Source organism: Actinotignum sp. usb-actsch-213 (assembly GCF_059085665.1).
On the sequence record NZ_JBHNSQ010000004.1, the window covers coordinates 1 to 26,790 of the forward strand.

The window sequence follows — 26,790 nt, forward strand, 5'->3', positions numbered from 1 at the left end:
AAATGAGTTGCCCATGGCGGGCTGTCCTCAGTTCACAACAGGGTGCACATCCAGGCACCATTGTGGCCCGATTTCTGCTCTGGGCTTGCACTACGCGAGCCCCGTCTCCGGAATTTACACTTTGTGACCGCTGCTTACACCAGCGTGGCATCGGCACCCGGTGATCACGAACAGAGTGGTACTGGAGCTACGGTCAAAGCACGGTTTCCTGTCGTGCAGTACCACTCTGTGCAGTCCGATGTTCTCTAGTACCACTTTGGCGCCACGTCGTGGGGCTGGAGGCCGGCCCTACCCAACCCGATCCAGCATCCGTCTCGCTAAGTACGCTCCCGCCCGGGCCCACCGAGCCGGCACCAAGCCAACCCTGAGATACAAAGTGGGCATAACAGCACCGTTTTCATCGGGGTTTGGGTTCCTTACGCCCACTGTGCAGGTCCGCCTGTCCAGAATGCCCACTTCGAGGAAGTGAGCGACCAGGCCGGCTAACGGAATGTACGTGGGTGACAGTTTTTCCCTGTTTTATTGTCAGTGACGTACAATCTGCGCACCCAACGGTCCAAAATGCACGTTGTGCAGCCTCGGCGCTTGAGAACGACTCACTCCACCTGCGCCGCGCCGGGGAGGCGGAGTGTTTTCTGGGGTGTACTTCGCATGTACGACAAATGCACTACAGCTCTGAAAACATATAGTGCCCCGCTGGGACTGCGGTGGCTCGCCGCAGATGAGCGCCGGGCTTCCCCGGCGGCCGATGCCAGAGTTATCGCCGCCCGGCGCGCAGCGAACCGTAGAAAGCGGCCAGCCCCACCGCGAGCACCGCGATAATCCCCAGAATGCCGTAGTGGGCCGCGGCATCCCCACTCACCCCGGCCAGCGAACCGAAGCTCATAATCGCAGCCGAATAAAGCGCCGGGGTGAGGAAAGAAACCGCGCGGCCGGTGGTGGCATAGAGGCCAAAAAGCTCGCCGCTATTCTCCCGGCCGGCGCGGCGCGCCAGGTAGGTACGCGAAGAGCTCTGGACCGGCCCCACGAAAATGCACAGTAGGGAGCCGAAGACCCAGAAGAGGGTTTTTCCGGCGTCGTGCATAAAGAACAACACACAGCCGCACGCGATCATAAGGGTGAGCGACATCAAAATAACGCGGCGCGCGCCGATAATATCTTCCAACCACCCGAAAGCAATGGTCGCAACCCCCGCGATCACATTCGCCGCGATGCCGAAAATCATGACTTCTCCGGGCGTGAAACCGAAAACGCGGGCCGCGAGCACCCCGCCGAAAGCGAAGACGCCAGCCAGACCGTCGCGGTAAATCGCGGAAGAAATCAGGAACCAGAACGTGGAGCGATCAGCGTGCCACAGCCGCGCAATAGAGCGGAAAATAGCCCGGTAGGCGGCGATAACGCCGCGGGATTGTTCCCCGCGCGGAGCTTCGTCACGGGAGAGCACCATAAGTGGGGCGGAAAAAATCAGCGTCCACAGCGCACAGGCGATCATACACACGCGAATGTTCATACCGTTCGCGCTCGTCACCCCGAACCAGCCGGTATCCGGGCTGATGAAGCCAATAAAGAGGATGAGGAGGAGCACGATACCGCCCACGTATCCCATGCCCCAGCCGAAACCGGAGATGCGGCCCAGGGTTGCCGGTGTGGAAATATCGGTGACCATCGCGTTGTAGACCACCGAACCGATCTCGAAAACAATATTGCCCACAGCCAGCAGCACTACCCCGAGCCACAGGTAGGAAGGCGAGGGTGCCACAAAGAACAGCAGCGCCATGCACGCAATGGTGACGAGGGTGGTGAGGGTAAGGAGGGAATTTTTCTTTCCCGACCGGTCCGCCCATTGCCCCACCGCAGGGGCGATAAGTGCCACGAGCAGCCCGGCGAGCGCCAAGCCCCAGCCGATCAAGGCATTGGCCTGGGACCCGAAGAATTTTTCGTTGGACAGATACGGGGTGAAAACGAAGGTCGTGACGACGGCGTTAAAAGCTGCCGAACCCCAGTCCCACAGCGCCCACGGGAAAACCCGGCGGTTGAAAAGAACGGAACGCGCGGAAGTGTTATGCATGGCTTCATCGTAGGCGAGGAGGGTAACGAGGCGTTGAACGGCACTCGCGGGGAAGTAGTACGGGGATAGGTACGACGGCGCAGCTTCGGCCACAGGCAGTAGCACGGCCCGGGTACACCAGCAGAGGAAGGGCGCTGCCTGGCCGGCAGGGAGCGGGTAAACTGGCTACGTGAGCTTCAAGATCTATGATTCGTCAGCCCGTGCCGTCCGGGATTTCGTTCCCCTGGAACCCGGGAAGGTCAGTGTGTACCTGTGCGGCGCTACGGTGCAGGGGTCCCCGCATATCGGGCATATTCGCTCCGCTCTGGCCTTCGATGTGCTGGTGCGGTGGCTGCGCCGCTGCGGCAATGAGGTGCGCCTGGTGCGCAATGTCACCGATATTGACGATAAGATCCTCGATAAATCCGCGCAGGCCGGTGCTCCGTGGTGGGCGTGGGCCTACCGTTTCGAAAAGGAATTCAGCGCCGCCTACCGTACTCTCGGCGTGCTGGATCCCACGTATGAGCCTCGCGCTACCGGGCACGTCCCGCAGATGATCACGCTTATCCAGGAGATTATCGACGCCGGCCATGCTTATGTGGGCAAACCCGGCAATGTGTATTTTGATGTCGCGTCCCTACCGGATTACGGTTCCCTCACCCGCCAAAAGCTTGAAAATATGGTGGTGGATGAGGACGGCGGGGAAAGCGATAAGCGCAATCCGCATGATTTCGCGCTGTGGAAGGCACCCAAGCCGGGTGAGCCGGAAAGCGCGGCCTGGGATACTCCCTGGGGGCGCGGGCGCCCGGGCTGGCATCTGGAGTGCACCGCCATGTCCACCCACTACCTGGGTAAAGAATTTGATATTCACGGTGGCGGGATCGATTTGCGTTTCCCGCACCACGAAAATGAGCAGGCGCAGGCGCATGCGGCGGGGCGGAATTTCGCGCGGTACTGGATGCATAACGCCTGGGTGACCATTAATGGCGAAAAAATAAGTAAGTCCCTGGGGAATGTCGTCTCGTTGGAGGATGTTACCGCGCAGGTATCCCCGGCGGTGGTGCGTTTCGCGCTGGGAACGGTCCACTACCGCTCCACCGTGGACTACACGCCGCAAAACCTGGCGGAAGCCGGGGCGGTGTGGGAGCGCCTGGCCGGATTCGTGGAACGGTCGGTTGCCGCCACTGAAGAAGTACCGGCGGAAGAAATCGCGGCCGTGGGTCCGGCGGATCTACCCGAAGCATTCGTGCGGGCCCTCGATGATGACCTCAATGTTTCGAGTGGGCTGGCCGTGATCCATGAGGAGGTGCGCCGCGGGAACGCCGCGCTCGCGGAACGAGACAGCGCCGGGGTGCGCGCCGCCCAGGTGCGGGTGCGGGCCATGCTCGATGTGCTCGGGCTGGATCCCCTGGCTGCACCCTGGCGTAATTCCAGTGGTACTGATAAAGCGACCGCGCGGGCGCTGGGCGCCGTCGTTGATACCATGCTGGCGGAACGCGCGGCCGCGCGCGCCGCGAAAGACTGGGCCCGGGCCGATGCGCTCCGCGATACTTTGCACGCGGCCGGCATTGCGGTGGAAGATTCGGTGGACGGTGCCCACTGGCACCTAGAAAACGCGCAAGAACCCGCAACCGGCACGGAAAATTCCGCCACCAACGTAGAAGAATCCGCCACCGGCGCGGAAGAAAAGTAGGAGAAATATGGGAGACGGACGCACCCGGCGCCCCAAGGGCAAGAAGCGCGCCACGGTCGGCTCGGGCGGGAATAACCGCCGGCGCCTGGAAGGCAAGGGCCCCACCCCGAAAGCGGAGGAAAGGGTCTACCACAAGGCCTATAAAGAAAAGCAGGTGCGCGATGCCCGCAAAGCGCAAGCCGAAGCGCGCGAGCGTTACAGCTTTAAGCTGCGCCGTGACTTGCATACCGCGGCCGGCCACGAACTGATTTGCGGGCGGAATCCGGTACGTGAAGCGGTGCGGGCCGGCGTGCCTCTGACCAGGGTCTTTATGCAGACTTCCGCGGTGGGTGACGAGCGCCTGGCCGAGCTGGTGGCGCAGGCAACCGCGCTGGGTGCGCCGCTCGTGGAAGTTTCCCACGGCGAGCTCGACCGGATGACGGAGAACGCCGTGCACCAGGGCGTGGCCATTGAAGTGCCGCCCTACGAGTACGCGGATGCAATTGAAGAGGCACGCGCGGCTCTGGAGCGCCACGAAGCGGGCGGGCCACTGCCGCTTTTCGTGGCCCTTGATTCGGTGACCGACCCGCATAATCTGGGGGCGGTGCTGCGCAGCGCGGCGGCTTTCAACGCGGATGCGGTCATCGTGCCGGAGCGCCGCGCGGCCGGCGTGAATGCCACGGTGTGGAAGGTGTCGGCCGGGGCGGTGTCGATTGTACCGACGGCGCGGGTAACGAACCTGGCATCCACGCTCGACGAACTGAAGAAAATGGGATATTTCGTGGTCGGTTTGGACGGCGGCGGCTCCACCACGGTGGAGAACCTCAGCCTGGCAGATACTCCGCTGGTGCTGGTGACCGGCTCGGAAGGGCGCGGGCTGGCGCGGCTCATTCGTGATAAATGCGATGCGATTGCCTCAATCCCGATCGCTGCGCGCATGGAGTCGCTCAACGCCGCGGTCGCCACGGGAATTTCGCTCTACCAGGTTGATCGGATCCGGGCACGGATGAACGGAGGGGACAATGTATCAGTGGAGGCCGGTTCGCGGTGAGGTGCAGCGGCTCGACCAGAGCCTGACTAGCCCCGCCCAACTTGAAGATTTCTTCGCGCGCGAAGGCGTGGTGGTTCGTGGGGATCACGACGGCGATATTTTCCGTTTTGAGATTGCGGTGACCGGCAAGCGGCGCCGCGTGGCCACGATCCGGAGTGTCCTGGAGGCGGTCGAGGCGGAAGGTGACACCGCGGATCCCGGCGCTTCCGGTGCTGCGGGTGCGCCCGGCGTTCCTACGTCCGGTGCGCAGTCTGGAACGCGGTCTGGAGCGGATGAGGCAGACGCGGAGGGCGCAGAGCATCCCGGGAACGAGCGTTCCGGAACGGGTGCGGATATTGGGAACACACAGGAGGAACCCGGTATCGTTCCCGGCCTCAACCTCGTGGATTTCGCCCAAAAAATGGATCACGAACTGCGCAAAATCCACATTGAAGTGGATGGTTACGTGGTGTACCCGAATATTGATTTGGGTGAAGTGGATGTCACGGAAGCTGATCTCGCGTACGCGGACGCGCATTTTCATAACGACGCCGCCGCCGCTCCCGCGGCGGATCCGGCAGCAAGCGAAGTTGGCGGGGATGCGCCGGTCTCTGATTCCCCGCTGCTGCCCGGTGACGAAGGAAAAATACCGACCATGCACAACGGGCCTATGGTGGCGATTTCGGATGTGCCTTTTGCGCGGGTGCCGGGTCTGGCGGCGCGGATCAAAAAACCGGTGGCTGTTTTCGAGCATGGGAACGCCAATGTTATGGTGGCCGATGTGCCCCTGGCCCGCGACGCAGAGATCGGGCGGCGGCCCGAATTCGTGATCGTGCTCTCCACTGCCGGGGCGGCGCCGAGCTGGCGCAACCCGGTCTTGGTCATCCGGCAGAACTCCGGTATTACCTATTGGAAATGGCTCGATACTCTCCAGGACCTCCCGCACGTGGAAGCCGATAGCGCAGCTGCGGCTTTCTCCCGGGAAGAGCTGGGAGCGGGTGCGCGGGTGCGGCGTATCCTTGATGATTTCCCGGAGGTAGATGCCGGGGATCTGACCGAGGCACTGACCGCCCCGGTATCCGAAGCAGTGCCGCGTTTCCTCGAGGTGCTAGGCCTGCCGGCAGCTGTGGGCGAAGTATTACGCGGCGAGCGGGAAGCCGCGGATATTCCGGAGGCTACCGTTTTCACGCCGCAGGCTTTCCCGGAGCGCATGAAAGCATCCCTGGCGTATGAGGTATCCGGCTACGGTTCCGCCCCGGCTGGGATGTGGAAAGTATATCGGCGTCTCTACCTGGATCATCCACGGCTGTTGGAGATTATTTCTTCCGCTCAGGCCGGCCTGGGCTTGGCGATGGTTATCGCCGGAGCGCGGCGCTGGAATAAACGCGGGTATCGCGCGCTGACCATTGCGGGCGGGGCCCTGGGCGCTAATGCCCTGGTGCGCATTCTTACCACCCAATGGCTTAACGCTGCCCTGGAGGCCGAAGGCCTCAACCCGGGTGCTGCCACACAACCATTCGCACCGGCCGAGGAGGATACCCATGAGTGAGAACACCCAGGTAGAAGGCTTCCTCGAAGCTTTTTGGGCCCGTGCGGTCACCCGCGGGAAAATCAACCCGCTCGAGGTCATCACGGGTGGCGAATCGATTTCCGCTTTCCGGCCCCCGGCATTTAGTTTCGGCCTCAGCTCCGAAGAAGCCACCGAGATTGCCGAACTCATTGTGGCGGGGAGGAAAACTGCGACGTCAAGCTGGGCGGATAGTTACCGCGCCGAAGATGTGCCGCTTCCCGAAAAAGGCGATTTAGCGATCGTGCTGGATGGGGCGGAACGCCCGCGTGCCCTTATCCGCACCGATAGCGTGGAGGTCATGCCCTTCGCGGAGGTGGACACAGATATCGCGCGGGCCGAAGGTGAAGGGGACGGCAGTTTGGAAAGCTGGCGGGCTACCCACGCGGAGTTTTTCCGAGCGGAAGCGGCAGCTGCCGGGCTGAAATTTAATCCGGCAGGCGATGTAGTGGTCGAACGCTTTACCGTGCTGTACTCAGACCGCGATGATCACCTCGGGCCGGGCGCGGTGGCTGGAAAGTAGCCGGTTGCACGCAGCTAGGCTAGCGCCAAGCACAAGCTGGCCGGGAACTGTGGGTGGCTAAAGCTGGCCGCCTACTTCCGTGCCTCGCTGACCGGTACGCAACTGTCCGGGGAAGTGAGTTGTCCGTCGGTAAGCTGGGCAGCGGCATCTTCCGGGCTGCGCAGCGCATCGAATTTCTCCCCCAGGATCACCGTGACCGTTTGGCCTGTGGTGTCATTAGAAAATCCCACCACCGAATCGGGAATGTACGTGGCTAAGGTGTAGGCAGCAGCCAGCCCATCGGGTCCGGCCTGCACAATAGCACCGTATTTATCCACACCGGCTGGCCAGTTCGCCGTCGTTCCTACGGTGACCCCCATTTCCGCGAGGTTATGCGCAACTTCCGCTGCGAGTCCGCTCGAGGATGTGGAGTTATACACATTAGCGTTAATTTTCGAGAGCTCCAGCGGCGCGGTGGGGGCGCTCAGGCAGGGAATGGTGACTTCATCGGGATCCGGATCGGCGGCGAATTCCTTATTGATCGGGGAAGGAAGAATGCCGAGCCAGATGAGCAGGCAGAGGGCAAAAACAATCGCGAGCGCCCCGGACACGATGCTGAACACCACGGTCTGGCGCTGCTGGATCTTACGACGGTAGGCCTCGCGGGGCCCAAGATGCTGCTGGGTCACGGTTTAACGCTAGTTCACCAGACCTAAAAAAGCAGCTGCGCGCGCTGGGAGATAGCCCGCATTGCCGTGCTCGTGAGTGTGTTTGTGCAGGTGCTGGCACGGTAGCTAGCGGCCTAGGTGCGTGGGCTGCTCGTGTGTATGCTCATGCAGGCATTGTGACACATCCCATCTCCCCTCGTTTACGTAGTGTTTACCTAGTTTTTGAGCGGTAGCGGCGTCGTCGCCCCTGTGAAGCGAGTCGCGCGGGACTTGCAGCGACCGCAAAAAGCCATACACTAATTCAGGTTCAAACGAGTGTGGGCGGGCCGGTCGCCACGCGGTACCCCGGTCGCCACTGCGAGATTGCGAACCCATTCCTTCTGATGTGCGGGTAAGCCCGCGCGAAGAGCAACGAGGAGAGCATTCATGGCACAAGTATGGAAACTTCACGGCGACGGTGTGCGCATCGCGCCGGGTGAGGTGGTTCAACCGGACGAACGGCTGGGGTGGCCAGCCACAATCGGCATTGGAATGCAGCACGTTGTTGCAATGTTTGGCGCAACGTTCCTCGTTCCCCTATTAACGGGTTTCGATCCTTCGACGACATTGTTCTTCACGGGATGCGGAACCCTTCTTTTTATCCTTATTACCGCCGGAAAATTGCCCAGTTACCTGGGCTCTTCTTTTGCCCTCATTGCGCCCATCGGTGCGGTGACCGGCTACACCCAGGGCGGCGGTCCCATTGATTCGCACGGGATGGCGCTCGCCCAGGGTGGCATTATTTCGACAGGTGCGGCCCTGTTGGTAGTCGGCCTCATCGTCATGGTCTTCGGTGCGGGGTGGATCGATAAGCTCATGCCCCCGGTGGTGACCGGCACGATCGTGGCACTCATCGGCTTCAACCTGGCTCCCGCTGCCTGGAATAACGTCAAGGCCGCGCCGGTGACCGCGGTGGTGACCATCGTGGCGGTGCTCGCGGTCACGGTTCTCTTCAAGGGCATTATCGGGCGTCTTTCCATCCTCATCGGCGTCATTATCGGTTATGTATGCGCCTGCATCCGCGGCGAAGTGGACTTCAGCGCTATTGGCGATGCCAGCTGGGTGGGTGTCCCCACTTTCCACGCCCCGGCTTTCGATGTGTCCACCCTCGGGTTGTTCGTCCCGGTGGTGCTGGTGCTGATCGCGGAGAACGTGGGTCACGTGAAGTCGGTGTCCGCGATGACCGGCCGCAATCTGGACGGGGTAACCGGCCGGGCGCTGTTCGCTGATGGCCTGTCGACCGTTTTCGCCGGCGCGGGCGGGGGCTCGGGTACCACGACGTACGCGGAAAACATCGGAGTGATGGCTGCGACTCGCGTCTACTCCACCGCGGCCTACATTGTGGCGGCGGTGAGCGCCTTGCTGCTGTCCATGTTCCCGAAGTTCGGCGTGGTTGTTGCGACGATTCCTCCCGGGGTGCTGGGTGGCGCGGCCACAATCCTCTACGGCATGATCGGGATGCTTGGGGTGCGTATCTGGGTGCAGAACCGCGTGGACTTCTCCGATCCGGTCAATCTCAATACCGCCGCGGTGGCGATGGTGGTTGCGATTGCGAACTACACCTGGGCGGTGGGGGATATGGTCTTCGAAGGAATCGCGCTCGGTTCCTTCGGTGCCATTATTATCTACCACTGCATGCGCGCGGTTTCGCGCCTGCGCGGTACGTCCCTCGAACCGGCGACGCCGGCCTCGGCCCCCGCGGGTGCGGAGCTTGCGGAAGGTCACCTGGAACGGTCCTGGGATGTTCAGCCCGATGGGAAGCTGGCGCGCACGCCGGCGAGCCAGCGGGTGCAGAGCGCACCGGAGCTTGCAGAGCTCGTGGAAATCGCGGGGCATGCTGAAGGTGCGACGCGCGCGGGCGGTGCCGCAGGTGCGGATAACGTGAGCGGCGCGGACGTTTCGCGCGATGCTTCGCGCGGTGCGGAGGGCACGCACGCTAGCAACTAGCGGCATCTTCTGGTACGACGGCGCAGCTAGGCGGCCCGGACTCGCGCGAATGGCGTGGCGATTCGGGGCGGGGCCGGACGGGAATTCGGCTGAGACCGGACCGAGAGTGGACCGCAACCTGGCTGGAACTTGGCCGGGCTTGACCGGAAATCGGTCGAGAACTGCGCCGGCCTCAAAAAATAAATGGATGCACGCGGGGCGGGAAGCCGAAGAAGCTTCCCGCCCCGCGGCGGTTATTCCGTGACAGTTGGCCTGAGGGTAAAGCAGAAACCGGTATTTTCCACGTTGAGCAGCTCGAAGGTATTGGCGACGACGGTCTTCATGATTAGCTGGAGTTACGGTGGCCATGCTCATTCATAAGGTGGACCATGTTGTGAGAATCAATTTACCCCGCAGGCAGCATGTGCCTACGGGGTAAATCGGAAGAATCTCTAGATTTTCCAGCTATTACCGCAGCTTTGGCAAATGGCCATTTTGCCGTTCTTTGTTTTCGTGTGGATGGTTCCTTCAGATTTCTTCCAAAAAAGGTTCGATGTACCGAATGTCATCATCCCAGTGACTTTCCGTGCCGAGTTGTTAAGACGGCCAAGCCCGCCGAGTCCTTTACGGGCGGAGTGCTGACCGCTTTCTACGAATTGCACGGAAATATTGTTGCTACCGCATCCGGAGCACTGCAGTGGTGCTGATATAACTTCCCTCGTCTATGGTTGTATAAATAAAGCGGCATGAAGTTTTGCGTTACTTCATCGATGAAGCGCCCATCAAAGCGCCGCGATACATATCTTACCGTCCATAGCCATCGAAGGTGTGGGCCGTCGAGCTGGGTACCTATGTTCATATATGAGAGGTGAGGGGGCAAGTCGTACTACGCTGGAAGTGCTGTAATCTCAAGATGCCCAGTAGTCACACGTGTCCCGTCGGGGTGCTAGGTGTTCTCAGACCTGTACTGCACTTGTCGTACGTGCGCGGTACATCTCGGGAAAACCCCTTGTTCCTCGGGCGTCCGGGAGGCTTGGGGTGTTTAGCTCCTTGACATGTTATTGTTTAGCGGCTAAATTCATGGGTGTGAAGGCGAGAGAAATCAACAAACGCATTGAGCGAGTGGGAGGCGAATGCGTCCGGCAAGAAGGTTCACATCGCCGCTACAAACTCACGCGCGACGGACAGACCGTTTTCGCAACTGTCCCACAACATGGGAGCCACGACATTCGCATCGGAACCCTGAAAACCATCGAAAAACAACTCGCCCCAATACTTGGGAAAGGATGGCTCACAAAATGAAAACCTACCGCGTTACTGTAACCCGCGAGGAAACCGACTGGCTTGGTCAGTGTGTGGAATTTCCCGAAGCTGTAGACTTTGCCCCCACCCTCAAAAAACTGTGCAAAGGAATGATGGATGCAATCGTTCTCGCTGCAGATTTACCCAGCGGAGCTAAATTCAATATCCAGCTAGAAGCTGGTGAAGGTTTAAGCCCGGAGATTCAGGTGGCGTTCGCAATCGCTAAGAGGAGGCTCGAGCTCCAAGTTGAACAGGCCCGTCTGCGGGAAGCAACCTTGCATTCCATCCATGTTTTGCGGGAGGAAGGGTACTCTACGCGGGAAATCGCGTCGGCTCTCGGTATTACTGCGGGACGTGTCAGCCAGCTTGCCGCGTAACTTTGGGGGTACTGCTTTGTACCCCGAACGGGTACCCCCAAATGTACCCCCAAGAACCCCAAAAAGACCACCAAAGACCAGAACAAACGCGACACGAAACCGTCGCGCCGACGCCGACTTTCCCGCGGCAGCTCAACAAAAACTTAGCCCCCAAGCCGATTATCCGGCTTGGGGGCTAAACCTATTGCGGAGGATGGGGGATTCGAACCCCCGAGGGCTTGCACCCAACACGCTTTCCAAGCGTGCGCCATAGGCCACTAGGCGAATCCTCCAGGGCAGTTTTAAACTGCCTGTACAGCTTAGCGTAGATTCGGGTGTGAGCACCACCCAGCGCAATGAGGTGATGCCCACGTTATTTGATCGCACAGTTAGTGCGATCACCGATTGTTACTCAATTGCCAAGTTGTTCAACACGTGCGCACCGGGCAGCTGCGCGAGCAGTGCCCCCGGCACCACGAGCTTTGAGCGGCGCAACCCCGAGCCAATAAGAGCCGTTCCGGCAGCCACCCGCTCATCAATCAGGAGATTCCATGTCTGCGGAACCCCAACCGGGGAAATCCCGCCGTACTCCATACCCGAAGCTTCCACCGCCAGCTCGGTAGGCCAGAACGAAGCCTTGCGAACGTTGAGGAATTTCTTCACCACGTGGTTCACATCCGCGCGGGTAGTTGCCCGCACCACGCAGGCCGCCACCCGTTCCTCACCTTCACGCTTGCCGGCCACCAGCACGCAATTACACGACACCGCTAAATCGAGCCCGTAGTGCTCGGTCATAGGTTCGGTATCCGCGAAGTCCGGGTCAATCTCTGTGACCAGAGCTTGCGCTGCGAGCTCAGGATGGCTCTGTGCAATGGTCCGTAGGCCCTGCGCCACCGGCGCAGCCAGCAAATCCAGATGTTCAAGCGCGGGCTGCCAGGGAAGCTCACCGAGCAGCGTGCGATCCACGTTCGCGCTGTAAGAAACTTCGGGTACGGATTCACTCATACATAGACTCCTTGATTTCTGGGGCTAGTTCTCCTTGCGCGTGACGGGCCCGAGCACCAGGCTTGCCCAGGAACCGTGGAGGGACTCCTGGTCGGAAGGCTGGAAAAGTCCAGCGAGCACATCGCGGTAGAGTCGCGAAAGTTCATGACCCGCGTAGTACGAGCTTCCTCCGCAGGCGCGGATGCATTCTTCCACGGTGCGCAGCGACGCTTCCGCCGCCACATTCTTGGCCGCGGAGAAACGCGGGTATTCATCCGCTCCGCCCAGCTCCCCGCTGTCAATATGTGCAGCCAGTTCACGCAGCTGCGGACCCACCGCGTTCATTGTGAGTGCGGCTTCCGCAATACGCCAGCGGATATCGGGATCATTTGCGTAAACATCATTGTGGAGGACCGAGCGGCGCTTCTTAACATGCTCCACCGCGACCTCAATGGCGCGTTCACCAATACCCTGATAGGTAGCACCGAGGAGAATCTCAAAATTGGAGAAGATTCCGTAAACAACCGGTTCCTTATTCGGGCCCGGTGCCACGATTCCCAAGACGTTTTCATCGCGAAGTAGCGCGCCGTCCAAAACCGTGGAATTGGATTGGGTGGCCCGCATCCCGAGGGTGTTCCAATCATCCTTGATGGCGAAGCCGCCGTCGCCCCGTTCAACCAGGCCGAAAACATCACGCACCCCGGAGTCATCCTTGAGCGCGCCGAAAGTCATGAGGTAATCCCACGCGGGCGCGAGGGACGTGAAAACTTTGGTGCCGTACAGCCGGTACCCCGCCTCATCGCGTTCAGCTCGGGTGAGCGAACCGAAAAGCACTAGGTCATTACCCGGTTCAGAAATACCGAAAGCGAAGAGCTTACCGGCCGCGGCTTCACGTAGGATCTTTTCCCCAGCGGCCACGCCGTTGCGCACCAGGTGACGGCCGAGCCCCACAATAATCTGGTGCATATTAATGCCCAACGCGGTGGCCGGGGCGTACTTCGCTAAACGGGTTTGTTCCGCACAAATTTCAACCAGGCTCAAGCCGGCCCCACCGTATTCCTTGGGGACAAAAGCACCGTAGTAGCCGGCCTGCTTCAAATCTTCGTAGTCTTCACGCGGGAAAACATTGGCGGCATCCACCGCCGCCGCCCGCGAGCGCAGTGTTTCCAATAGATCTTCGGTAAGGAAAGCCATTGATTCTCCCTGTTGTTGTGGACGACGGCGATACTCCCGCCACCGCGGGGATCGCCCACTCACGCTAGAGAGTGTACCGCGGGCCTCCGACACAAAAAATGGTGAAAATGAAGCCGGGCCCTATCCCTGCGTTTTGCATTCCCCGCGAACTCGTTTAGACTGGCACCTGACTCCCCACGTGGCGTCATCTTGCAAAACTCCCCCAGGGCCGGAAGGCAGCAAGGGTATGCGAGCTCTGGCGGGTGCGTGGGGCGTCTTGTATCCACAGGTTTTTCGCGCGCGTGATTCGTGTCGTAGGTACCCCGTAGACTGATACTCGTGAGCATGGCATTGTATCGGCGGTATCGCCCGGAGCGTTTTCAAGATGTTATCGGCCAGGAGCAGGTAACTCGTCCCCTCATGGCTGCGTTGCGCGGCGAGCGTACGGTGCACGCCTATCTTTTCTCGGGTCCGCGCGGGTGCGGGAAAACTACCTCGGCGCGCATCCTCGCCCGCTGCTTGAATTGCGCGCAGGCACCCACGGATACGCCGTGCGGGGAATGTGCCTCGTGTCGGGAGCTGGCGGGGGATGGCCCCGGTTCTCTGGACGTGGTGGAAATGGACGCGGCCAGCCACGGCGGGGTGGATGATGCCCGTGACTTGGTTGAACGCGCGGCTTTTGCCCCCAGCCGGGATCGCTACAAGATTTTCATTATTGACGAAGCCCATATGGTCACCACCCAGGGTTTCAATGCCCTGCTCAAACTCGTGGAAGAACCCCCGGCTCATATCAAGTTCATTTTCGCTACCACGGAGCCGGAAAAAGTAATTGGCACCATCCGCTCGCGTACCCACCACTATCCTTTCCGCCTGGTGTCCCCGGCGCGGATGGAGGAGTACCTCTCGCAGATCTGCGCGGAGGAAAGCATTACCCCGGAACCGGGGGTGCTCGGTTTGGTGGTGCGGGCAGGCGGGGGATCGGTGCGCGATTCCCTTTCGGTTCTGGACCAGCTCATGGGCGGTTCGGAAACGTCCACGCTGTCCTATTCTCAGGCGGTTGCGCTACTGGGTTATACGGATAGTGGTCTGCTGGATCGTGCGGTCAACGCTATTGCCGAAAGTTCGGGGAGCCAGCTTTTCGGCGTCGTCGAAGAACTGATCGGTGCCGGTCATGAACCGCGCCGTTTTGTGGAAGATCTGCTCCAGCGCCTGCGCGATCTGATCGTCATCGATTTAGCGGGGGAAGCCGCGGCGGATGCTTTGGGTGAATTGCCGCAGGACCAGTTGGCCACCATGCGCACCCAAGCGCAGGCGCTGGGTGCGGCGCGTGCCACTGAAAGTGCCGAGCGTGCGAACGAGGCTCTCTCCGCGATGGTCGGCGCAACGTCGCCGCGCTTGCAGCTGGAGTTGCTCTGCGCTCGGCTTTTGATTCCCGGTAGCGGTGCGGCATTGCCTTCGGATGTGGCGCTCGGCGGTGCGGAGCAGAAAAACAGGGGGGTGCGGCCGGGAGTTGGGGCCAGTGGGACCGCGCGGAAATCACCGCAGGACATCGCGCGGGAAAAGGCGCGGGCAGCAGCGGCCGCAGCGGCCGCGGCACAGCGCGGGACCCCGGTGGTTTCGGCATCTCCTAGCGTTCCGTCCGCTGCCGCGCCGCAGCCTGCTACTTCCGTTTCGGTGCAGAACTCCGCCGCCGCAGCTTCCGCACAGCCCGTTCCTCAACAGGCCACGGAATCACCCACGTCGCCAGCCGCGGAGCGGCCTGCGGAGCGGTCCGTGGAGCAGCGTGCTCCGCAAGCGGAAGAACATTCGGTTCAGCACACTGTTCAGCCAACCGGTGAATCGCCAGCACCGCAACCGCGTGAAGATAGCCTGGAGCAGGCTCCGGCTCCGGAAGAATCAGAGCCGGATCACGCCGCGGAGCTCACAGCTAGGTGGGCGGAGGTGACGTCCTCCGGGCGTTTCGCCCAAGCTATTTTCTCCGGGCCTACTCGGGTTCTCGGATCGCGGGGAAACCAGGTCGCCCTGGAGTTTTCTTCAGAGAAGGTCCTTGGCGCCTTGCAGGATACACGCAATGTGGAACGCCTGAGCGCGCACCTTTCGCATTTCACCTCTATTCCCGTCACCGTGCGGGTTGTTTCCGCGGCGGCAAAGCAGTCCGATGCTGCGGGGCAGCCGGGTGGGGTGGCACATACGGAGCCTCCCCAGTCCTCAGCGCTATCTCCCCAGCCTCGTCCGGGTGTTTCTGATGGCGGTGGTGCCCACCCAAAAGCTAATGCCGCCACCGCGGCGGCCACTCCCGCTTCCTCGGGCTCTGGCGCTGCATCCGCGCGGCCGGAAACTGCCAACAGTGCCGGTAAAGCAGTCGGGGATGATGAATGGCCCGAACCCGAAGAGCTTTCCGATCCGGATGACGCGGAATACTACCCGCCCAGCCGGCAAACCGCCGCGTCCCGTTCGGCTAGTTCGGGTCCGGTCAGCTCCGGCGGGGCTAGTGCAAGCGCGAGTCGCCCCGAGGGCGATAATGCCGGCCCAGCTAACTCCGGCCGGGAGATTCCGTTCTATCTCCAGAACATGCCCATGCCGCAACCCTTCGCTGGCCCGGGAGATATGTCCGGGCAGCTTCCCGCACACGGGCCCGCGCAAGATTTCCATATCCCGCGCCCGCCGCAACGCACGCAGGAAATCCCCACCTATGACGCGCGGGAACACCTGCGCCAGCTCCGCCACGGCAGTGCGGGTGATGATAGTACGTCCGCAGGTCGTACCCCCTTTGGTAGTGAACCCACCACGCCGGCTAGTGCCGCGCCCGCGACTATCAATGGCGGGGGTGGCGTCGCCGGTGCGAACGCTCTGAACAGCGTGAATGGCTCGAATGGCCAGCATAATGGCGCACCGCAGCCGGGGGTGGGGTATCCTACTGAGGAGGATGATGTCTCCTTGGACGATCCCACAATCGAGCAGAGCAATGTGGTCGGGCTGCACGTTGTGGTGGAAATGCTCTCAGGAACCATTGTTGAAGAAATTGATACCGTACAAGGAGGAATGTAGTGGCGGGGGTGTATGACGGTGCCGTGCAAGAGCTCATTGATGAGCTCGGGCGTCTGCCGGGCATCGGCCCGAAGAGCGCCCAACGCATCGCCTTCCACCTCCTCGAACAAGAAGAACCCGAAGTGCGGGCGCTCGCGGAAGCCATGCTCCGGGTCAAGGAACGCGTCCACTTCTGCCAGATCTGCGGTAACGTCACCGAAACCGATATCTGTTCACTGTGCTCAGATACCCGGCGTAGTGATGCCGTGATCTGCGTCGTCGAAGAAGCTAAAGACATTATGGTCATCGAACGCACCCGCGAATACCGCGGGCGCTACCACGTTCTAGGCGGATCCATTAACCCCATCCAAGGTATCGGCCCGGAAGACCTGCGCATCCGCGAACTCCTCACCCGCCTCCAAGATGGCCGCGTCACCGAAGTTATTATCGCCACCGATCCCAATATTGAAGGCGATGCCACAGCGGCCTACCTCATTCGTCTCCTCACCCCCATCGGTATCGCGATCTCCCGTCTCGCCTCCGGACTCCCGGTTGGCGGAGACCTCGAATACGCTGACGAAATCACACTCTCGCGTGCCTTCGAAGGCCGCACCCGCATTACCAGCGGAACAACCGCGAACACCGCGGCCACTACCGGCATAGAAACCAGCATCACCACCGCGGGTGTTACCGGCACAGAAACTGTCACCACGAGTACCACACTGGAAACCACCGGCACGGGCACCACAAACATGCCCGGCACGGGTATGACAGACACGGGACGAATGCCCTCGGTGGTTCCGGGCACCACGCCTTCCGCCCCAGTCGCGGAAACGCACGGCGAGCACAACTAAGCAGCTCAGCTCCGGGATCACCGTAAAGCACAGCGTCCAGCCCAAATGCGGCGCCCCATCAGGCAGCCGAGCAGGAGAACAATCTCACCTGAAAATATCGGAAAGCCCCGCGGGTGGCGACGCGCTTCCAGTTACCATTAATATGTCTCGGAAAAATAGGAGTTAATGTGGCACTCATCGTGCAGAAGTTCGGGGGATCCTCGGTCGCCGATCCCGCCGGACTCAGACGAGTGGCGAAACGAATTGCCCAGACCAGCAAAGCCGGAAACAAAGTAGTTGTCGTGGTTTCCGCCATGGGAGATACCACCGATAATCTCTTGGACCTCGCCCACAACGTCACCGATAACCCGCCCGCGCGGGAGCTCGATATTCTCCTCACCGCGGGGGAACGCATCTCCATGGCCCTCCTCGCCATGGCCGTCAATGACGAAGGCGTCGTCGCCCGCGCATTCACCGGCCAGCAAGCCGGCCTCCACACCGATGCGCGCTACGGCAATGCCTCCATTACCGGGATCGTTCCCGAACGTATTTTCCGGACCGTGCAAGACGGCGCCGTCGCCATTATTGCCGGATTCCAAGGCGTGAACGACACCAATGACGTCACCACCCTCGGGCGGGGTGGCTCCGACACCACCGCCGTGGCCTTCGCTGCCGCCCTCGGCGCAGACGTGTGTGAAATCTACACGGATGTGGATGGTGTTCTCTCCGCGGACCCCCGGATCGTTCCCGCCGCTAGCCAACGCCGCGAACTCAGCTACGAAGAAACGCTAGAATTAGCGGCACACGGAGCGAAAGTGCTCCACCTGCGGGCAGTGGAATTCGCCCGGAAATTCAATGTGGCCTTGCACGTACGATCATCATTCTCCGAGAACGAAGGGACGTGGATAGTGGAAGAAACCGCGAAACAGGGCGGATATGAAGACGCCGTCGTCGTCGGAGTGGCACACGACCGCAACCAAGGGAAAATTTCGGTCACCGGCGTGCCCAACCTTCCCGGATCCGCTGCTAAAATCTTCTCCTGCGTGGCCGAAGCGGACTGCAATATTGACATGATCGTGCAGAACACTGCGCTCACCCGCGTGGGTCTGAGCAATATTTCCTTCACGGTTCCCCGCGATCAGGTGGATCTCGCCGTCGCCGCGCTGCGCGCCAACCAGGCCGAATTCGGTTTTGAAGACATCGCTGTCACCTCCGAAATCGGTATCCTCTCCATCGTGGGTGCGGGAATGCGCTCCCACAGTGGCGTGTCCTCCAAACTTTTCAAGACACTGGGGGATAACGGCGTCAATGTGGATATGATCAGCACCTCGGAGATCCGCATTTCCGTGGTGGTGGACCCGAATGTGCTGGACGCGGCCGCCCGCGCGGTCCACACCGCCTTCGGGCTGGATGCCAGCGAAAAAGCAATCGTATACGGAGGGACAGGTCGATGAGCATTACCTTGGCAGTAGTGGGAGCAACCGGGCAGGTCGGGCGGGTTATGCGCGCCCTGCTGGAAGAACGCCAGGTTCCGGTGGATCGGGTGCGTTTCTTTGCGACGGCGCGCTCAGCCGGTACCGAACTTCCTTTCCGGGGCGAAAATATCGTGGTGGAAGATATTGCCACCGCTGACCTGTCCGGCATCGATATTGCGGTGTTTTCCGCCGGCGGGGATGCCTCGCGCACCTACGCGCCGAAGTTCGTGGAGGCAGGTGCCGTCGTCGTTGATAATTCTTCCGCGTGGCGCCGCGACCCGGAGGTGCCCCTCGTTGTCTCCGAAGTGAATCCGCAAGATATCGCGCGCCGCCCCAAGGGCATTATCGCCAACCCGAATTGCACCACCATGGCTGCCATGCCGATTCTCAAACCGCTGCACGATGCCTACGGGCTCACTCGCCTTATTGCTTCGTCCTACCAGGCGGTGTCCGGTTCCGGGGTACGAGGCGTGCACGAGCTGACCACCGGGGTGCGCGCCGCGCTGGGCGGGGATGTGGAAGCCCTCGCCCTGGACGGGCACGCTCTTGAGTTGCCCAATCCTGAGGTCTACCGGGCGCCCATCGCTTTCAACGCGGTCGCGTTTGCCGGGAACCTCGCTGAGGATGGCAGCGGCGAAACCGACGAAGAGCAAAAACTACGCAACGAATCGCGCAAGATTCTGGGTATCCCGGATCTCGCGGTGGCGGGAACGTGCGTCCGTGTGCCGGTGTATACCGCGCACGGGATGTCCGTCAACGCGGAGTTTGAGAGGGAGGTCGACGTCGCAGCCGCTATCCAGCTGCTCGAAGCAGCCCCCGGCGTTGCGGTGGTTGATCTGCCTAATCCCCTGGATGCGGCCGGGAAGGACGCCTGCTTCGTGGGCCGCATCCGGCGTGATCCTTCGGTGCCGGGCGGGCGCGGGCTGGCCTTCTTCTGCGTGGCCGATAACCTGCGCAAGGGCGCGGCCCTCAATACCATCCAGCTGGCTGAGCTGGTCATCAAGGAGCTCACGGAGAACAGCGCGGCCTAGGGGCTAGGGGCGGCGCCGTCGCGCCCCGTACGTGCCCCCGGTGCGGCGCTTATTCCGGCGTGGCGGTAACCGCGGGGATCTCCCCGGTTTCTCCATCCAGGAAGGTTGATTCGTCACGCCGGTGGCGCAGCACTTTCTCCACGAAAGAGGCCACGGCCTCGGCCTGTGGAACATCACGCTGCTGGTCTTCGGAAATAAACCAGCGGTGCTCGAGGATTTCGTGGAAGAGCTCGGCCGGCTCCAGCTTTGCGGTAAGTTCGGGCGGGATCGCGGCCACGGTCGGCTCATAGACATCCGCGAGCCAATCGTGGGCGATCATCATGTCGGATTTGCCGCTCTTATTGTGGAGGGCGGCGTATTCGTCAATATCGTTGAGGATACGCCGAGCCTGGTTTTCTTCCACATCTAGGCCGGTCAGCCGCCACACCTTGCGGGAATAATGCCCGGCCTCCACAATCTTCGGCTGGATGAGGAGCCGGTCTTCGTCCGGGCCGGAATCAATGGCGATCTCGTCCACGTCAAAGCCCAGGTCATTGAGGCGGCGTACCCGCTCGGTCACCTTCCACTTTTCATCCGGGCCGATAGCCACCTGCGCGGTGATTTCTTCCCACAGTTCGAAGTAGCGATCAGCGAAAGTATCACCCACCCCGATGGTGTCAAAATCTTCGGGCAGGACACCGCCGGCCTGCAAGTCCATAAGCTCGCCAATGATATTTGTGCGGGCCACATCGATATCGTATTCGCGTTTACGCTGGGTGATCGGGCTGTAGAGCTCCCCGGTTTCCGCGTCCACCAAATAGGCCGCGAAAGTTCCCGCATCGCGGCGGAACAGGGTATTTGAGAGTGACACATCACCCCAGAAAAACCCGAGAAGATGCAGCCGCACCAGGAGCACTGCCAGCCCGTCGATGAGCTGGGCAATGGTGGCACGCCGGTGCTGCTGCCCGAAAATAGCGCGGTAGGGGAGGGAGAAAGGAAGATGCTCGGTGATGAGGCAGGCGTTGAGGGCATTGCCTTCCGCGTCGGTGCGTTTGGAGACCACCGCGACCGGCTCCACCGAGGGCGCTCCGAGGCGCTTTAAGGTGCGCAGCAGCTCGTATTCGCGCACCGCCACCAGTTCGGAAATCTCTTTAATAGCGATGATCCGCCCGGAGAGACGCACGAAACGCACGGTGTGGCGGGAAATACCGCGCGGGAGCGCAGCGATGAGATCACGCGGCCACTCTTCGAGCGCCACGTTCCACGGCAGATCGAGGAGGTCAGGTTCAACGCTAGCCGCCATAATGGATAGCGAGGATCGCATGAGTGTCCTTTCCGGGAGTAGCTGCGGCTTAATCGTAGCCGAAAGCTCGCGAGCCCGGCGTGCCATCAACCAGCGCCCCCGCCTCCACCATTCCGGCTTCTTCCAAGAAGGCCCGCACGGGCGTGGTGAGGTCCGCCAGAATTTCCGCGGGGGTTCCCACCTGCTGGAGGGCGCCATCCACCATGATGCCTACCCGATGGGCGCAGCTGAAAGCCTCGCGTGGATCGTTCGTTACGTACACCGTGGTGATGCCGGTGCGTTCTTGAAGTACGGAAATCTGCTCGCGAATCTCATCGCGAATTTCCACATCCATATTTTTCAGCGGCTCGTCCATGAGGAAAATACGCGGCCGGCGCACCACCGCGCGCCCCATGGAGACCCGCTGGCGTTCCGCGCGGGTGAGCTGGGCGGGTTTCGCGTCCAGGAACTCGGTGAGCTCTAAAATATCTGCTGCTTGCGCCACTCGCGCGGCAATATCATCGGGGTCCGCCCCGGCTATTTTCAGGTGGAAGCCCATATTATCCGCGACCGTCATATGCGGATACAGGGCGTAATTCTGAAATACGATCACTACGTCGCGCATGGATGGCGGCAGCGCGGTGACATCTTCACCGTCCAGCAGTACCGCTCCGTAGTCCATATCCTCCAGCCCCGCAATCATGCGTAAAACCGTGGATTTACCGGAGCTAACCGGGCCGGTAAGCGCGAAAAATTCGCCGTCGTTGATATGGAGATTCACGTGGTCAACCGCCGGTGCAGGCGCATCGGGATAGTACAGTGTCGCGTTGACGAGTGACACAGAAGCCATGGGAATTCTCCATCAGTTACAGCGGTCGGCATTGACACGCTCATCAACTATTATGCCACGTCAGGAACTCGAATACGAGGGCGAACTCCGCGTAAAAAATGCGCCGGCCGGCACACTTCGGTATTTTTGAGGTATGCGGGAGGAAATTGGTGGCTATCGGCTGATGCGGCGCATCGGCTTCGGCGGCATGTCCACGGTTTACGAGGCGGCGGATGGTGCCGGCACCCGCGTAGCCCTGAAACTCCTCCACCCGGCGGCCGTGGATGGGCCGGCCGGGCGCGAACGCCTCCGGCGCGAAGTTGCGATGTTGCAGCGGGTGCGCGGGCCCTATGTTGCCGAGGTCCTCGATGCCGAAACGGATGAGGAGGATGCCTTTATCGTCACCCAGCTGGTGGAAGGTCCTACTCTCGCGGAGGATGTGCGTGTGGACGGTCCTTACCCGCCGGCGGAATTAGTGACGCTTGCCCGCCAGCTCCACGCCGCGGTTACGTCCGTGCATCGCCTCGGGGTGCTGCACCGCGATCTCAAACCGTCCAATGTCATGCTCGGCGCGAACGGCCCGGTTCTCATTGATTTCGGCATCGCGCAAACAGGCGGTGATAGCCGCCTCACTATGTCCGGCGCGGTTACTCATACGCCCGGATATCTCGACCCGCGGGTACTGCGCGGCCACGCCCCGGACGAAGCCGCTGACCTGTGGGCGCTCGCCGCGGTCATCGCTTTCGCCACCACCGGGCACGATCCGTATCCCGGCGCGAACCCGGCGGATATTATGCGTCGCGTTCTGGAGGGGGACGTGGACGTGACCGGCGCACCCCCGCGTATCGCCTACGCCCTGCGGGCCGCGCTCGCGGAGCCGGTAGAAGAACGCTGGGGGATTGACGCGGTGGTCGCGGCCCTCGCGGATCCGGTTTCATGGTACGACGACGCCGCTACCTCGCCCCGAGCCTTGCCCGCCCAGATGGATGCAACCGTGCCGGCGGCCCTTCCCGGGGCGGCCGCGATGGAAGCAGAGACTACAGCGCTGGGTTATAACCCGGAACTGGGTCACAACCCCGAGCCGAGCAGTCATCCAACGCTGAGTCATAACCAGACGCCGAGCTATAACGCCACCGATAGCGTGCCCAGCGCTTTCCCGGAGACATGGCCCCAGCCCATTTACGCCGGATCGGCCACTGCTCCCTATCCGCAAGCTGGGCCGGCCACCACCCCCTACCCCGTAGCTGCGCCGGGTCCCACCACGCCGGCCACCTTCAGTCCCGCTGCTGTTGATTCCCAGCCGGAAGCCGCCTCTTATCAGGGGGTCGCGCCACTGGAACCCGCGCCGCTCCCGCTGTGGGCCCGCCCGCCGCGGCGCACCCCGATCCTCAGCTTCGCACTGGGCGGCTTGCTGTGCACGCTGGTGGCTTCCTGGCAGATCGCCGGGTACGTAGGTTATGCGCTTGTCACGGTGAGCTTGGCGTTTGCGGAGAGGAACGCAGCGCGGCTGCGGCGGCGTCGTGCAGAAGAAGGCGGGCCGTTCCGCGGCGAACACCTGGGGCAAATTCTGCGCGCGCCGCTCACCTTCGCGGAAAGTGCCCTCAGCGTGATTCCGTTGCACGGCATCGGGCTCCTCGCGGTCACGCTCGGCTACGTGGCTGGGCGGCTGGGCGGGCTTTCCGGGCCGGGCGCGGGCGCGGTGGCCGCTCTCGCTGGAGTGGGAATCTCGTGGCTCGGCCCGAGTGGGCGGGTAGTGCGGGGCGGCAGTGCTGTTGTCTTTGCGCGCCTAGCCCCAACGCGCCCCTACCGAGTTTTCTGGACCGTGCTGCTGCTGGCCGGCGCGGCCGGGATCGCGCTCCTGGCCCTTGGTGGGGTGCTGGGCGTGCCCGCGGATACCCCGCTCAGCTTCGGGTACTACGGCGAACCTCTGGTAGCGATGGTCAAGGATCTGGTGGGCGGCGCGGGGCGCTAAACGGCCGGCGTGCCCGGTAGGGCGGCCCACCAAACTGGCCGCGCGGGCAATGTCACCCGGCCCGCCCTCACTTTTCCCAGGGAAAGCGGCGATAATTGACATGTTAAAGTCAGGGTGAAAGGCGCAGTGGCCGGGTGGCCGCAGGCGCGTCGTCGTAACCGAGGAAAAGTGAATGGCACAGACTCAGAAGAATAACCGGCAAAGTTCCGCGGCACAGCGGCGTGAAACCGCGCGCGCGGCGGCGGCCCGGCTCCAGGAACAGGAAAAGAAGCGGGCGCGGCGCAATCGCGCGCTCGCGGTTGTGGCGGCTGTTGTGGTGGTGGCGCTTATCGCGGCGGCCGTCTGGTTCATCCTCTCGAATAAGAAGGATGATGCGGGCGCCCCGGCTACGCAGGAAAGCTCCGCGGCCGTGTACCCGAGCGCCCCGGCCACCGCGCTGGCCGAACGCGCCGCCCCGAAGGTCACCACGCAGCTGCCGAAAAACGTGACCCCGGATGTGGGCGTGAGCGTGGGTAGTTCGCTGGCGGCCGGCACCGTGAACGAAGGCAAGCCGGTTGTTGATATTTACTTCGACTACCTGTGCGTATGGTGTAACCGCCTGGAAACCGCCTACGCGGAGGAGCTCACCCAGCGCGCGAAGAATGGCGAGATTACGCTGGTCTACCACCCGCTCGTGGTGGAATCCCAGTATGAATTCTCGCATACGGCTTCCGCGTCGGCGCTGTGGGTTGCGGAGCATCGCCCCGATGTTTTCGCGGCCTACCACAATGAGATTTTCGCGATGACGGCCCCGCTGTTCGAAGCGAAGGAAAAGGTGCCGGTACCGCAGACCGCGCAGCTGGCCGAGCTCGGTAAGAAGGCCGGTCTCACCGATGCCGAAGCCGAGCAGATGATCGCGGATGTGGCCGTTGGGGACGGAAAGCCCGCCATGTATTCCGAACTGCTGGGCCAGTCGCTCCAGCAGTTTAGCGCCGACGGCTTCACCGGCACCCCCACCGTGCTTCTCAACGGCAAGCAGGTGGCGGACTGGACCGACGGTAAGCTCACCGCCGCGCTGGACGCACTCAAGTAGAGCTGCCCCCGGTGCCACGTGCCCTTGTGGTACGACGACGCCGCAGCGGGGCGGTCGCTTCGCGCCGCCCCGCTGGGAGCTCAGCTCTCGGGATCCCTATTTGTTCCAGAGGGGGGATTCTGGCATGATAAACTCTGGTTCCTTGTTCAGCAGGTGTGCTGGGCAAGAATTGCCTCCGTAGCTCAGTTGGTAGAGCAGCTGTCTTGTAAACAGCAGGTCACAGGTTCGAGTCCTGCCGGGGGCTCCACTACAACATATATTTCAGAAACACTACTCGCGTGAAGTAACCGTTTATGTGATGTAGCTGCGTGGAAGCAGATGGGTCAGGTGAGCCGGATGAAACGGGCGCATGCATAATAAAATGTGTAAAGATGCAGGTCAGCGGCTTGTGAGTAGTGGTTGTTTTACATGCCAATAGGAAAAATAGTTGCTGAGGATGGCGTGTTGTTAATTCCTGATCTGGCCTTTACGAATATTTAAATCATCTTCCCAGGGGCGTTCGTGCCCGGAAAATAAACGCGGGAGACGGCGCGGTCTGGTGACCGGCCCTCTCCCGCGTCGCGGTTAAGGCGCTACGCCGTGCGCTTGGCTCGGCTGCGCGTGACCACTGGAATGCCCACGAGGAGCAAGGCCGCGGCGGCTGCCAGGCCAAAGACGGCCGAGGCACCGGTGCGCTGCAGCCGGGGCTGGGTGCGCTTCTTCGTTACCTGCGGGCCTTCGGAGGGATTCTGGCCGGGGTTCTCACTGGTGGAGATTCCGGGGGTAGTGGCGCCAGGAGTTCCCGGTGCTCCGGGGTTGGGGCTACCCGGAGTGCTGGGCTGAGCGTCTGGGGTTTGACTACCCGGGGTACTCGGTGTGCTTGGCTCATTACCGGGCGTCTCCGGATCGCCCGGGGTGCCCGGGGCGGTGGGCTGGGTGCTAGGCGTGGCGGGGGTACCGGTATCAGATGTTCCGGGATTGTCGGGCTTCTTGTCCTCCGGTGTCGTCTTCTCGCAAATCTTCACGACTGCCGCTGCCTGGTCACAGCCATCTTCGTTGATGCCACTCAGGTAGTAGGTAACCGCAGGATTTGAGTGGAGTGCGAAGGTGGAGGAATAGTGATCATAAACCGACGCAGAACTTCCAATATCGGTACCGATAAGATCGGTGCGGCCCGATTCTCCGGTGACGATGCACTGGGGTGAGCCGGTCAGGCCTGCGGGGGTAGTGTGTCCGAGGAGGAACTTATTGGTGCCGGGATCGGTCAGCGAGTAAGCGGGCAAATCACCCGTACGGGCCCAATGATATTGCTGGAGATTTTGGCATCCCTCCTCATAGGAGCCGGGCCCACCGCCTTCTTGACTACACTTCCAGAGCTTGTTAGTTGCACGGATAGGAAGAACGGTGAGTTCTGATTGGACGGTGACATCGCCTTCGACCTTGATCGTGAAAACACCCGGCTCGTTAATGCCGAAACTGTATTCGTCGTACATCTCCATATTTTTCACCGGCGCACTATAGCCAAGATATGATGGCTCTTCACCCGCCTTTGCGGTGCTTGCCGGAGTATGCCATATCCCGAAGTTTGGATCGGTGAAATCGGTGGAAATGACCCCGCCGCTGCCCGGCCTTTCTAGCCAACCGGAGGAATCGCGCGTAACCCCAATAACGGGAATGTCTTGTTCCACGCTTTTTACTGGAATCGTAGTTGTTACGCGAAGATCAGAATTCTCCGCAACCTCCCAGGCACGATCCGGGACACTGGTGAGAGTGAATTTCACATTTTCCAGTACAGAGGGTACGAAAATGGAGGTGCCTCGTGTTGTTTGAATATGGTCAGAGGATAGAACTAGGGGAGTGGTCTGTACCGTATAGGTCACATGGGCGACGTCACCCACTTTCTCCACACAGGTATCGCCGCCCTGGCAGTTAACCGCGCCGCCAGTCAGGGAATTAATACCGCGACCCCACTGCATGTCGGAGCCACTAACAGTGGTGGGTAGAAGCAAACCTATCCCGGCGAGCACAACAGCAAGAGCAGCGCT

18 protein-coding genes, 2 tRNA genes, 1 other RNA gene and 2 pseudogenes are annotated in these 26,790 nt (G+C 61.5%); 15 read left to right on the forward strand and 8 right to left on the reverse strand.

All coding sequences use genetic code 11. From position 1 onward, the window contains the following. Window positions 1-757: 757 nt before the first annotated feature. Entirely contained in the window at window positions 758-2,068 is a 1,311-nt protein-coding gene (locus AC5RK6_RS00390) for an MFS transporter (RefSeq protein WP_320757727.1), read from the reverse strand. A gap of 169 nt (window positions 2,069-2,237) precedes the next feature. On the opposite strand from AC5RK6_RS00390, the gene cysS reads away from it, so the two are divergent. From cysS to AC5RK6_RS00410, 4 genes are read left to right on the forward strand one after another with little or no spacing between them, the layout of a single operon-like run. Continuing rightward, window positions 2,238-3,740 carry a cysteine--tRNA ligase gene (gene cysS, locus AC5RK6_RS00395; protein WP_320757726.1) on the forward strand — a complete coding sequence of 501 codons (1,503 nt, stop codon included), beginning with the start codon at window positions 2,238-2,240 and terminating at the stop codon, window positions 3,738-3,740. A gap of 7 nt (window positions 3,741-3,747) precedes the next feature. Next, window positions 3,748-4,770: a 23S rRNA (guanosine(2251)-2'-O)-methyltransferase RlmB gene (gene rlmB / locus AC5RK6_RS00400; protein WP_320757725.1), complete on the forward strand. Its 1,023-nt coding sequence runs from the start codon at window positions 3,748-3,750 to the stop codon at window positions 4,768-4,770. After that, complete coding sequence (locus AC5RK6_RS00405) at window positions 4,742-6,298, forward strand: hypothetical protein (RefSeq protein WP_320757724.1); 1,557 nt, start codon at window positions 4,742-4,744, stop codon at window positions 6,296-6,298. The genes rlmB and AC5RK6_RS00405 overlap by 29 nt, the downstream gene beginning before the upstream one ends. Next, window positions 6,291-6,839, forward strand: a complete 549-nt coding sequence (locus AC5RK6_RS00410) for an ASCH domain-containing protein (RefSeq protein WP_320757723.1) — start codon at window positions 6,291-6,293, stop codon at window positions 6,837-6,839. The genes AC5RK6_RS00405 and AC5RK6_RS00410 overlap by 8 nt, the downstream gene beginning before the upstream one ends. Before the next feature lie 71 nt (window positions 6,840-6,910). On the opposite strand, the gene AC5RK6_RS00415 is transcribed toward AC5RK6_RS00410, so the two are convergent. Next, the gene (locus AC5RK6_RS00415; protein ID WP_320757722.1) at window positions 6,911-7,507 is read right to left on the reverse strand and encodes a LytR C-terminal domain-containing protein; all 597 of its coding nucleotides are present in this window, start codon (window positions 7,505-7,507) and stop codon (window positions 6,911-6,913) included. Between the two features lie 405 nt (window positions 7,508-7,912). Between AC5RK6_RS00415 and AC5RK6_RS00420 the strand changes: the two genes are divergently transcribed. From AC5RK6_RS00420 to AC5RK6_RS00430, 3 genes are all read left to right on the forward strand, one after another. Further along, on the forward strand, window positions 7,913-9,472 hold the full coding sequence (locus AC5RK6_RS00420) for a uracil-xanthine permease family protein (protein WP_320757721.1): 1,560 nt from the start codon (window positions 7,913-7,915) through the stop codon (window positions 9,470-9,472). A 1,059-nt stretch (window positions 9,473-10,531) separates the two neighbouring features. Then, window positions 10,532-10,753 (forward strand): type II toxin-antitoxin system HicA family toxin, encoded by a 222-nt coding sequence (locus tag AC5RK6_RS00425; RefSeq protein WP_236624477.1) that lies wholly within the window; start codon window positions 10,532-10,534, stop codon window positions 10,751-10,753. Then, window positions 10,750-11,130: a hypothetical protein gene (locus AC5RK6_RS00430; RefSeq protein ID WP_026429023.1), complete on the forward strand. Its 381-nt coding sequence runs from the start codon at window positions 10,750-10,752 to the stop codon at window positions 11,128-11,130. Before AC5RK6_RS00425 ends, AC5RK6_RS00430 begins: the two co-directional genes overlap by 4 nt. A gap of 187 nt (window positions 11,131-11,317) precedes the next feature. Here AC5RK6_RS00430 and AC5RK6_RS00435 read toward each other — a convergent pair. From AC5RK6_RS00435 to AC5RK6_RS00445, 3 genes are all read right to left on the reverse strand, one after another. Further along, window positions 11,318-11,402 (reverse strand) — tRNA-Ser (locus tag AC5RK6_RS00435). 115 nt (window positions 11,403-11,517) lie between these two features. After that, window positions 11,518-12,114: a YbaK/EbsC family protein gene (locus tag AC5RK6_RS00440; RefSeq protein ID WP_320757719.1), complete on the reverse strand. Its 597-nt coding sequence runs from the start codon at window positions 12,112-12,114 to the stop codon at window positions 11,518-11,520. Window positions 12,115-12,138: 24 nt separating this feature from the next. Then, complete coding sequence (locus AC5RK6_RS00445) at window positions 12,139-13,287, reverse strand: acyl-CoA dehydrogenase family protein (protein WP_320757718.1); 1,149 nt, start codon at window positions 13,285-13,287, stop codon at window positions 12,139-12,141. Window positions 13,288-13,452: 165 nt separating this feature from the next. On the opposite strand from AC5RK6_RS00445, the gene ffs reads away from it, so the two are divergent. The 5 genes and pseudogenes from ffs to AC5RK6_RS00470 all read left to right on the forward strand — a co-directional run bounded on the left by ffs (window position 13,453) and on the right by AC5RK6_RS00470 (window position 19,632). Then, an RNA gene (ffs, locus tag AC5RK6_RS00450) (signal recognition particle sRNA small type) lies at window positions 13,453-13,549 on the forward strand. Between the two features lie 62 nt (window positions 13,550-13,611). Beyond that, the gene (locus tag AC5RK6_RS00455) at window positions 13,612-16,314 is read left to right on the forward strand and encodes a DNA polymerase III subunit gamma and tau (RefSeq protein WP_320757729.1); all 2,703 of its coding nucleotides are present in this window, start codon (window positions 13,612-13,614) and stop codon (window positions 16,312-16,314) included. Beyond that, window positions 16,314-16,919, forward strand: a pseudogene (gene recR / locus AC5RK6_RS00460) (recombination mediator RecR); the annotation flags it as partial. The gene AC5RK6_RS00455 and the pseudogene recR, both read left to right, overlap by 1 nt. Before the next feature lie 395 nt (window positions 16,920-17,314). Further along, window positions 17,315-18,580, forward strand: coding sequence for an aspartate kinase (locus AC5RK6_RS00465; protein WP_320757717.1), 1,266 nt, complete (start codon window positions 17,315-17,317; stop codon window positions 18,578-18,580). Continuing rightward, a complete protein-coding gene (locus AC5RK6_RS00470; protein ID WP_320757716.1) occupies window positions 18,577-19,632 on the forward strand; it encodes an aspartate-semialdehyde dehydrogenase in 1,056 nt (351 codons plus the stop codon). The genes AC5RK6_RS00465 and AC5RK6_RS00470 overlap by 4 nt, the downstream gene beginning before the upstream one ends. A 49-nt stretch (window positions 19,633-19,681) precedes the next feature. Here the strand turns inward: AC5RK6_RS00470 and AC5RK6_RS00475 are convergent, their stop codons facing one another. Further along, window positions 19,682-20,935: a DUF4032 domain-containing protein gene (locus AC5RK6_RS00475; RefSeq protein ID WP_126135697.1), complete on the reverse strand. Its 1,254-nt coding sequence runs from the start codon at window positions 20,933-20,935 to the stop codon at window positions 19,682-19,684. A gap of 28 nt (window positions 20,936-20,963) precedes the next feature. After that, entirely contained in the window at window positions 20,964-21,743 is a 780-nt protein-coding gene (locus AC5RK6_RS00480; RefSeq protein WP_320757714.1) for an ABC transporter ATP-binding protein, read from the reverse strand. 133 nt (window positions 21,744-21,876) lie between these two features. On the opposite strand from AC5RK6_RS00480, the gene AC5RK6_RS00485 reads away from it, so the two are divergent. The 3 genes from AC5RK6_RS00485 (at window position 21,877) to AC5RK6_RS00495 (ending at window position 25,013) form a co-directional block, all read left to right on the forward strand. Further along, window positions 21,877-23,694: a serine/threonine-protein kinase gene (locus tag AC5RK6_RS00485; protein WP_320757713.1), complete on the forward strand. Its 1,818-nt coding sequence runs from the start codon at window positions 21,877-21,879 to the stop codon at window positions 23,692-23,694. Window positions 23,695-23,866: 172 nt separating this feature from the next. After that, a complete protein-coding gene (locus AC5RK6_RS00490; RefSeq protein WP_435730972.1) occupies window positions 23,867-24,766 on the forward strand; it encodes a DsbA family protein in 900 nt (299 codons plus the stop codon). 171 nt (window positions 24,767-24,937) lie between these two features. Continuing rightward, window positions 24,938-25,013: transfer RNA gene (locus AC5RK6_RS00495), tRNA-Thr, on the forward strand. Window positions 25,014-25,338: 325 nt separating this feature from the next. On the opposite strand, the pseudogene AC5RK6_RS00500 reads toward AC5RK6_RS00495, so the two are convergent. Then, window positions 25,339-26,790: pseudogene (locus AC5RK6_RS00500) on the reverse strand (hypothetical protein); the annotation flags it as partial.

Excerpts from the sequence above, each read along its gene's own strand:
- AC5RK6_RS00420 (WP_320757721.1), top strand. The coding sequence starts at position 7,913 with ATGGCACAAGTATGGAAACTTCACGGCGACGGTGTGCGCATCGCGCCG.
- AC5RK6_RS00480 (WP_320757714.1), bottom strand. The coding sequence starts at position 21,743 with ATGGCTTCTGTGTCACTCGTCAACGCGACACTGTACTATCCCGATGCG.
- rlmB (WP_320757725.1), top strand. The coding sequence starts at position 3,748 with ATGGGAGACGGACGCACCCGGCGCCCCAAGGGCAAGAAGCGCGCCACG.
- AC5RK6_RS00430 (WP_026429023.1), top strand. The coding sequence starts at position 10,750 with ATGAAAACCTACCGCGTTACTGTAACCCGCGAGGAAACCGACTGGCTT.
- AC5RK6_RS00470 (WP_320757716.1), top strand. The coding sequence starts at position 18,577 with ATGAGCATTACCTTGGCAGTAGTGGGAGCAACCGGGCAGGTCGGGCGG.
- AC5RK6_RS00410 (WP_320757723.1), top strand. The coding sequence starts at position 6,291 with ATGAGTGAGAACACCCAGGTAGAAGGCTTCCTCGAAGCTTTTTGGGCC.
- AC5RK6_RS00445 (WP_320757718.1), bottom strand. The coding sequence starts at position 13,287 with ATGGCTTTCCTTACCGAAGATCTATTGGAAACACTGCGCTCGCGGGCG.
- AC5RK6_RS00490 (WP_435730972.1), top strand. The coding sequence starts at position 23,867 with ATGGCACAGACTCAGAAGAATAACCGGCAAAGTTCCGCGGCACAGCGG.
- AC5RK6_RS00425 (WP_236624477.1), top strand. The coding sequence starts at position 10,532 with ATGGGTGTGAAGGCGAGAGAAATCAACAAACGCATTGAGCGAGTGGGA.
- AC5RK6_RS00485 (WP_320757713.1), top strand. The coding sequence starts at position 21,877 with ATGCGGGAGGAAATTGGTGGCTATCGGCTGATGCGGCGCATCGGCTTC.
- AC5RK6_RS00455 (WP_320757729.1), top strand. The coding sequence starts at position 13,612 with ATGGCATTGTATCGGCGGTATCGCCCGGAGCGTTTTCAAGATGTTATC.
- AC5RK6_RS00405 (WP_320757724.1), top strand. The coding sequence starts at position 4,742 with ATGTATCAGTGGAGGCCGGTTCGCGGTGAGGTGCAGCGGCTCGACCAG.
- AC5RK6_RS00440 (WP_320757719.1), bottom strand. The coding sequence starts at position 12,114 with ATGAGTGAATCCGTACCCGAAGTTTCTTACAGCGCGAACGTGGATCGC.
- AC5RK6_RS00475 (WP_126135697.1), bottom strand. The coding sequence starts at position 20,935 with ATGCGATCCTCGCTATCCATTATGGCGGCTAGCGTTGAACCTGACCTC.
- AC5RK6_RS00390 (WP_320757727.1), bottom strand. The coding sequence starts at position 2,068 with ATGCATAACACTTCCGCGCGTTCCGTTCTTTTCAACCGCCGGGTTTTC.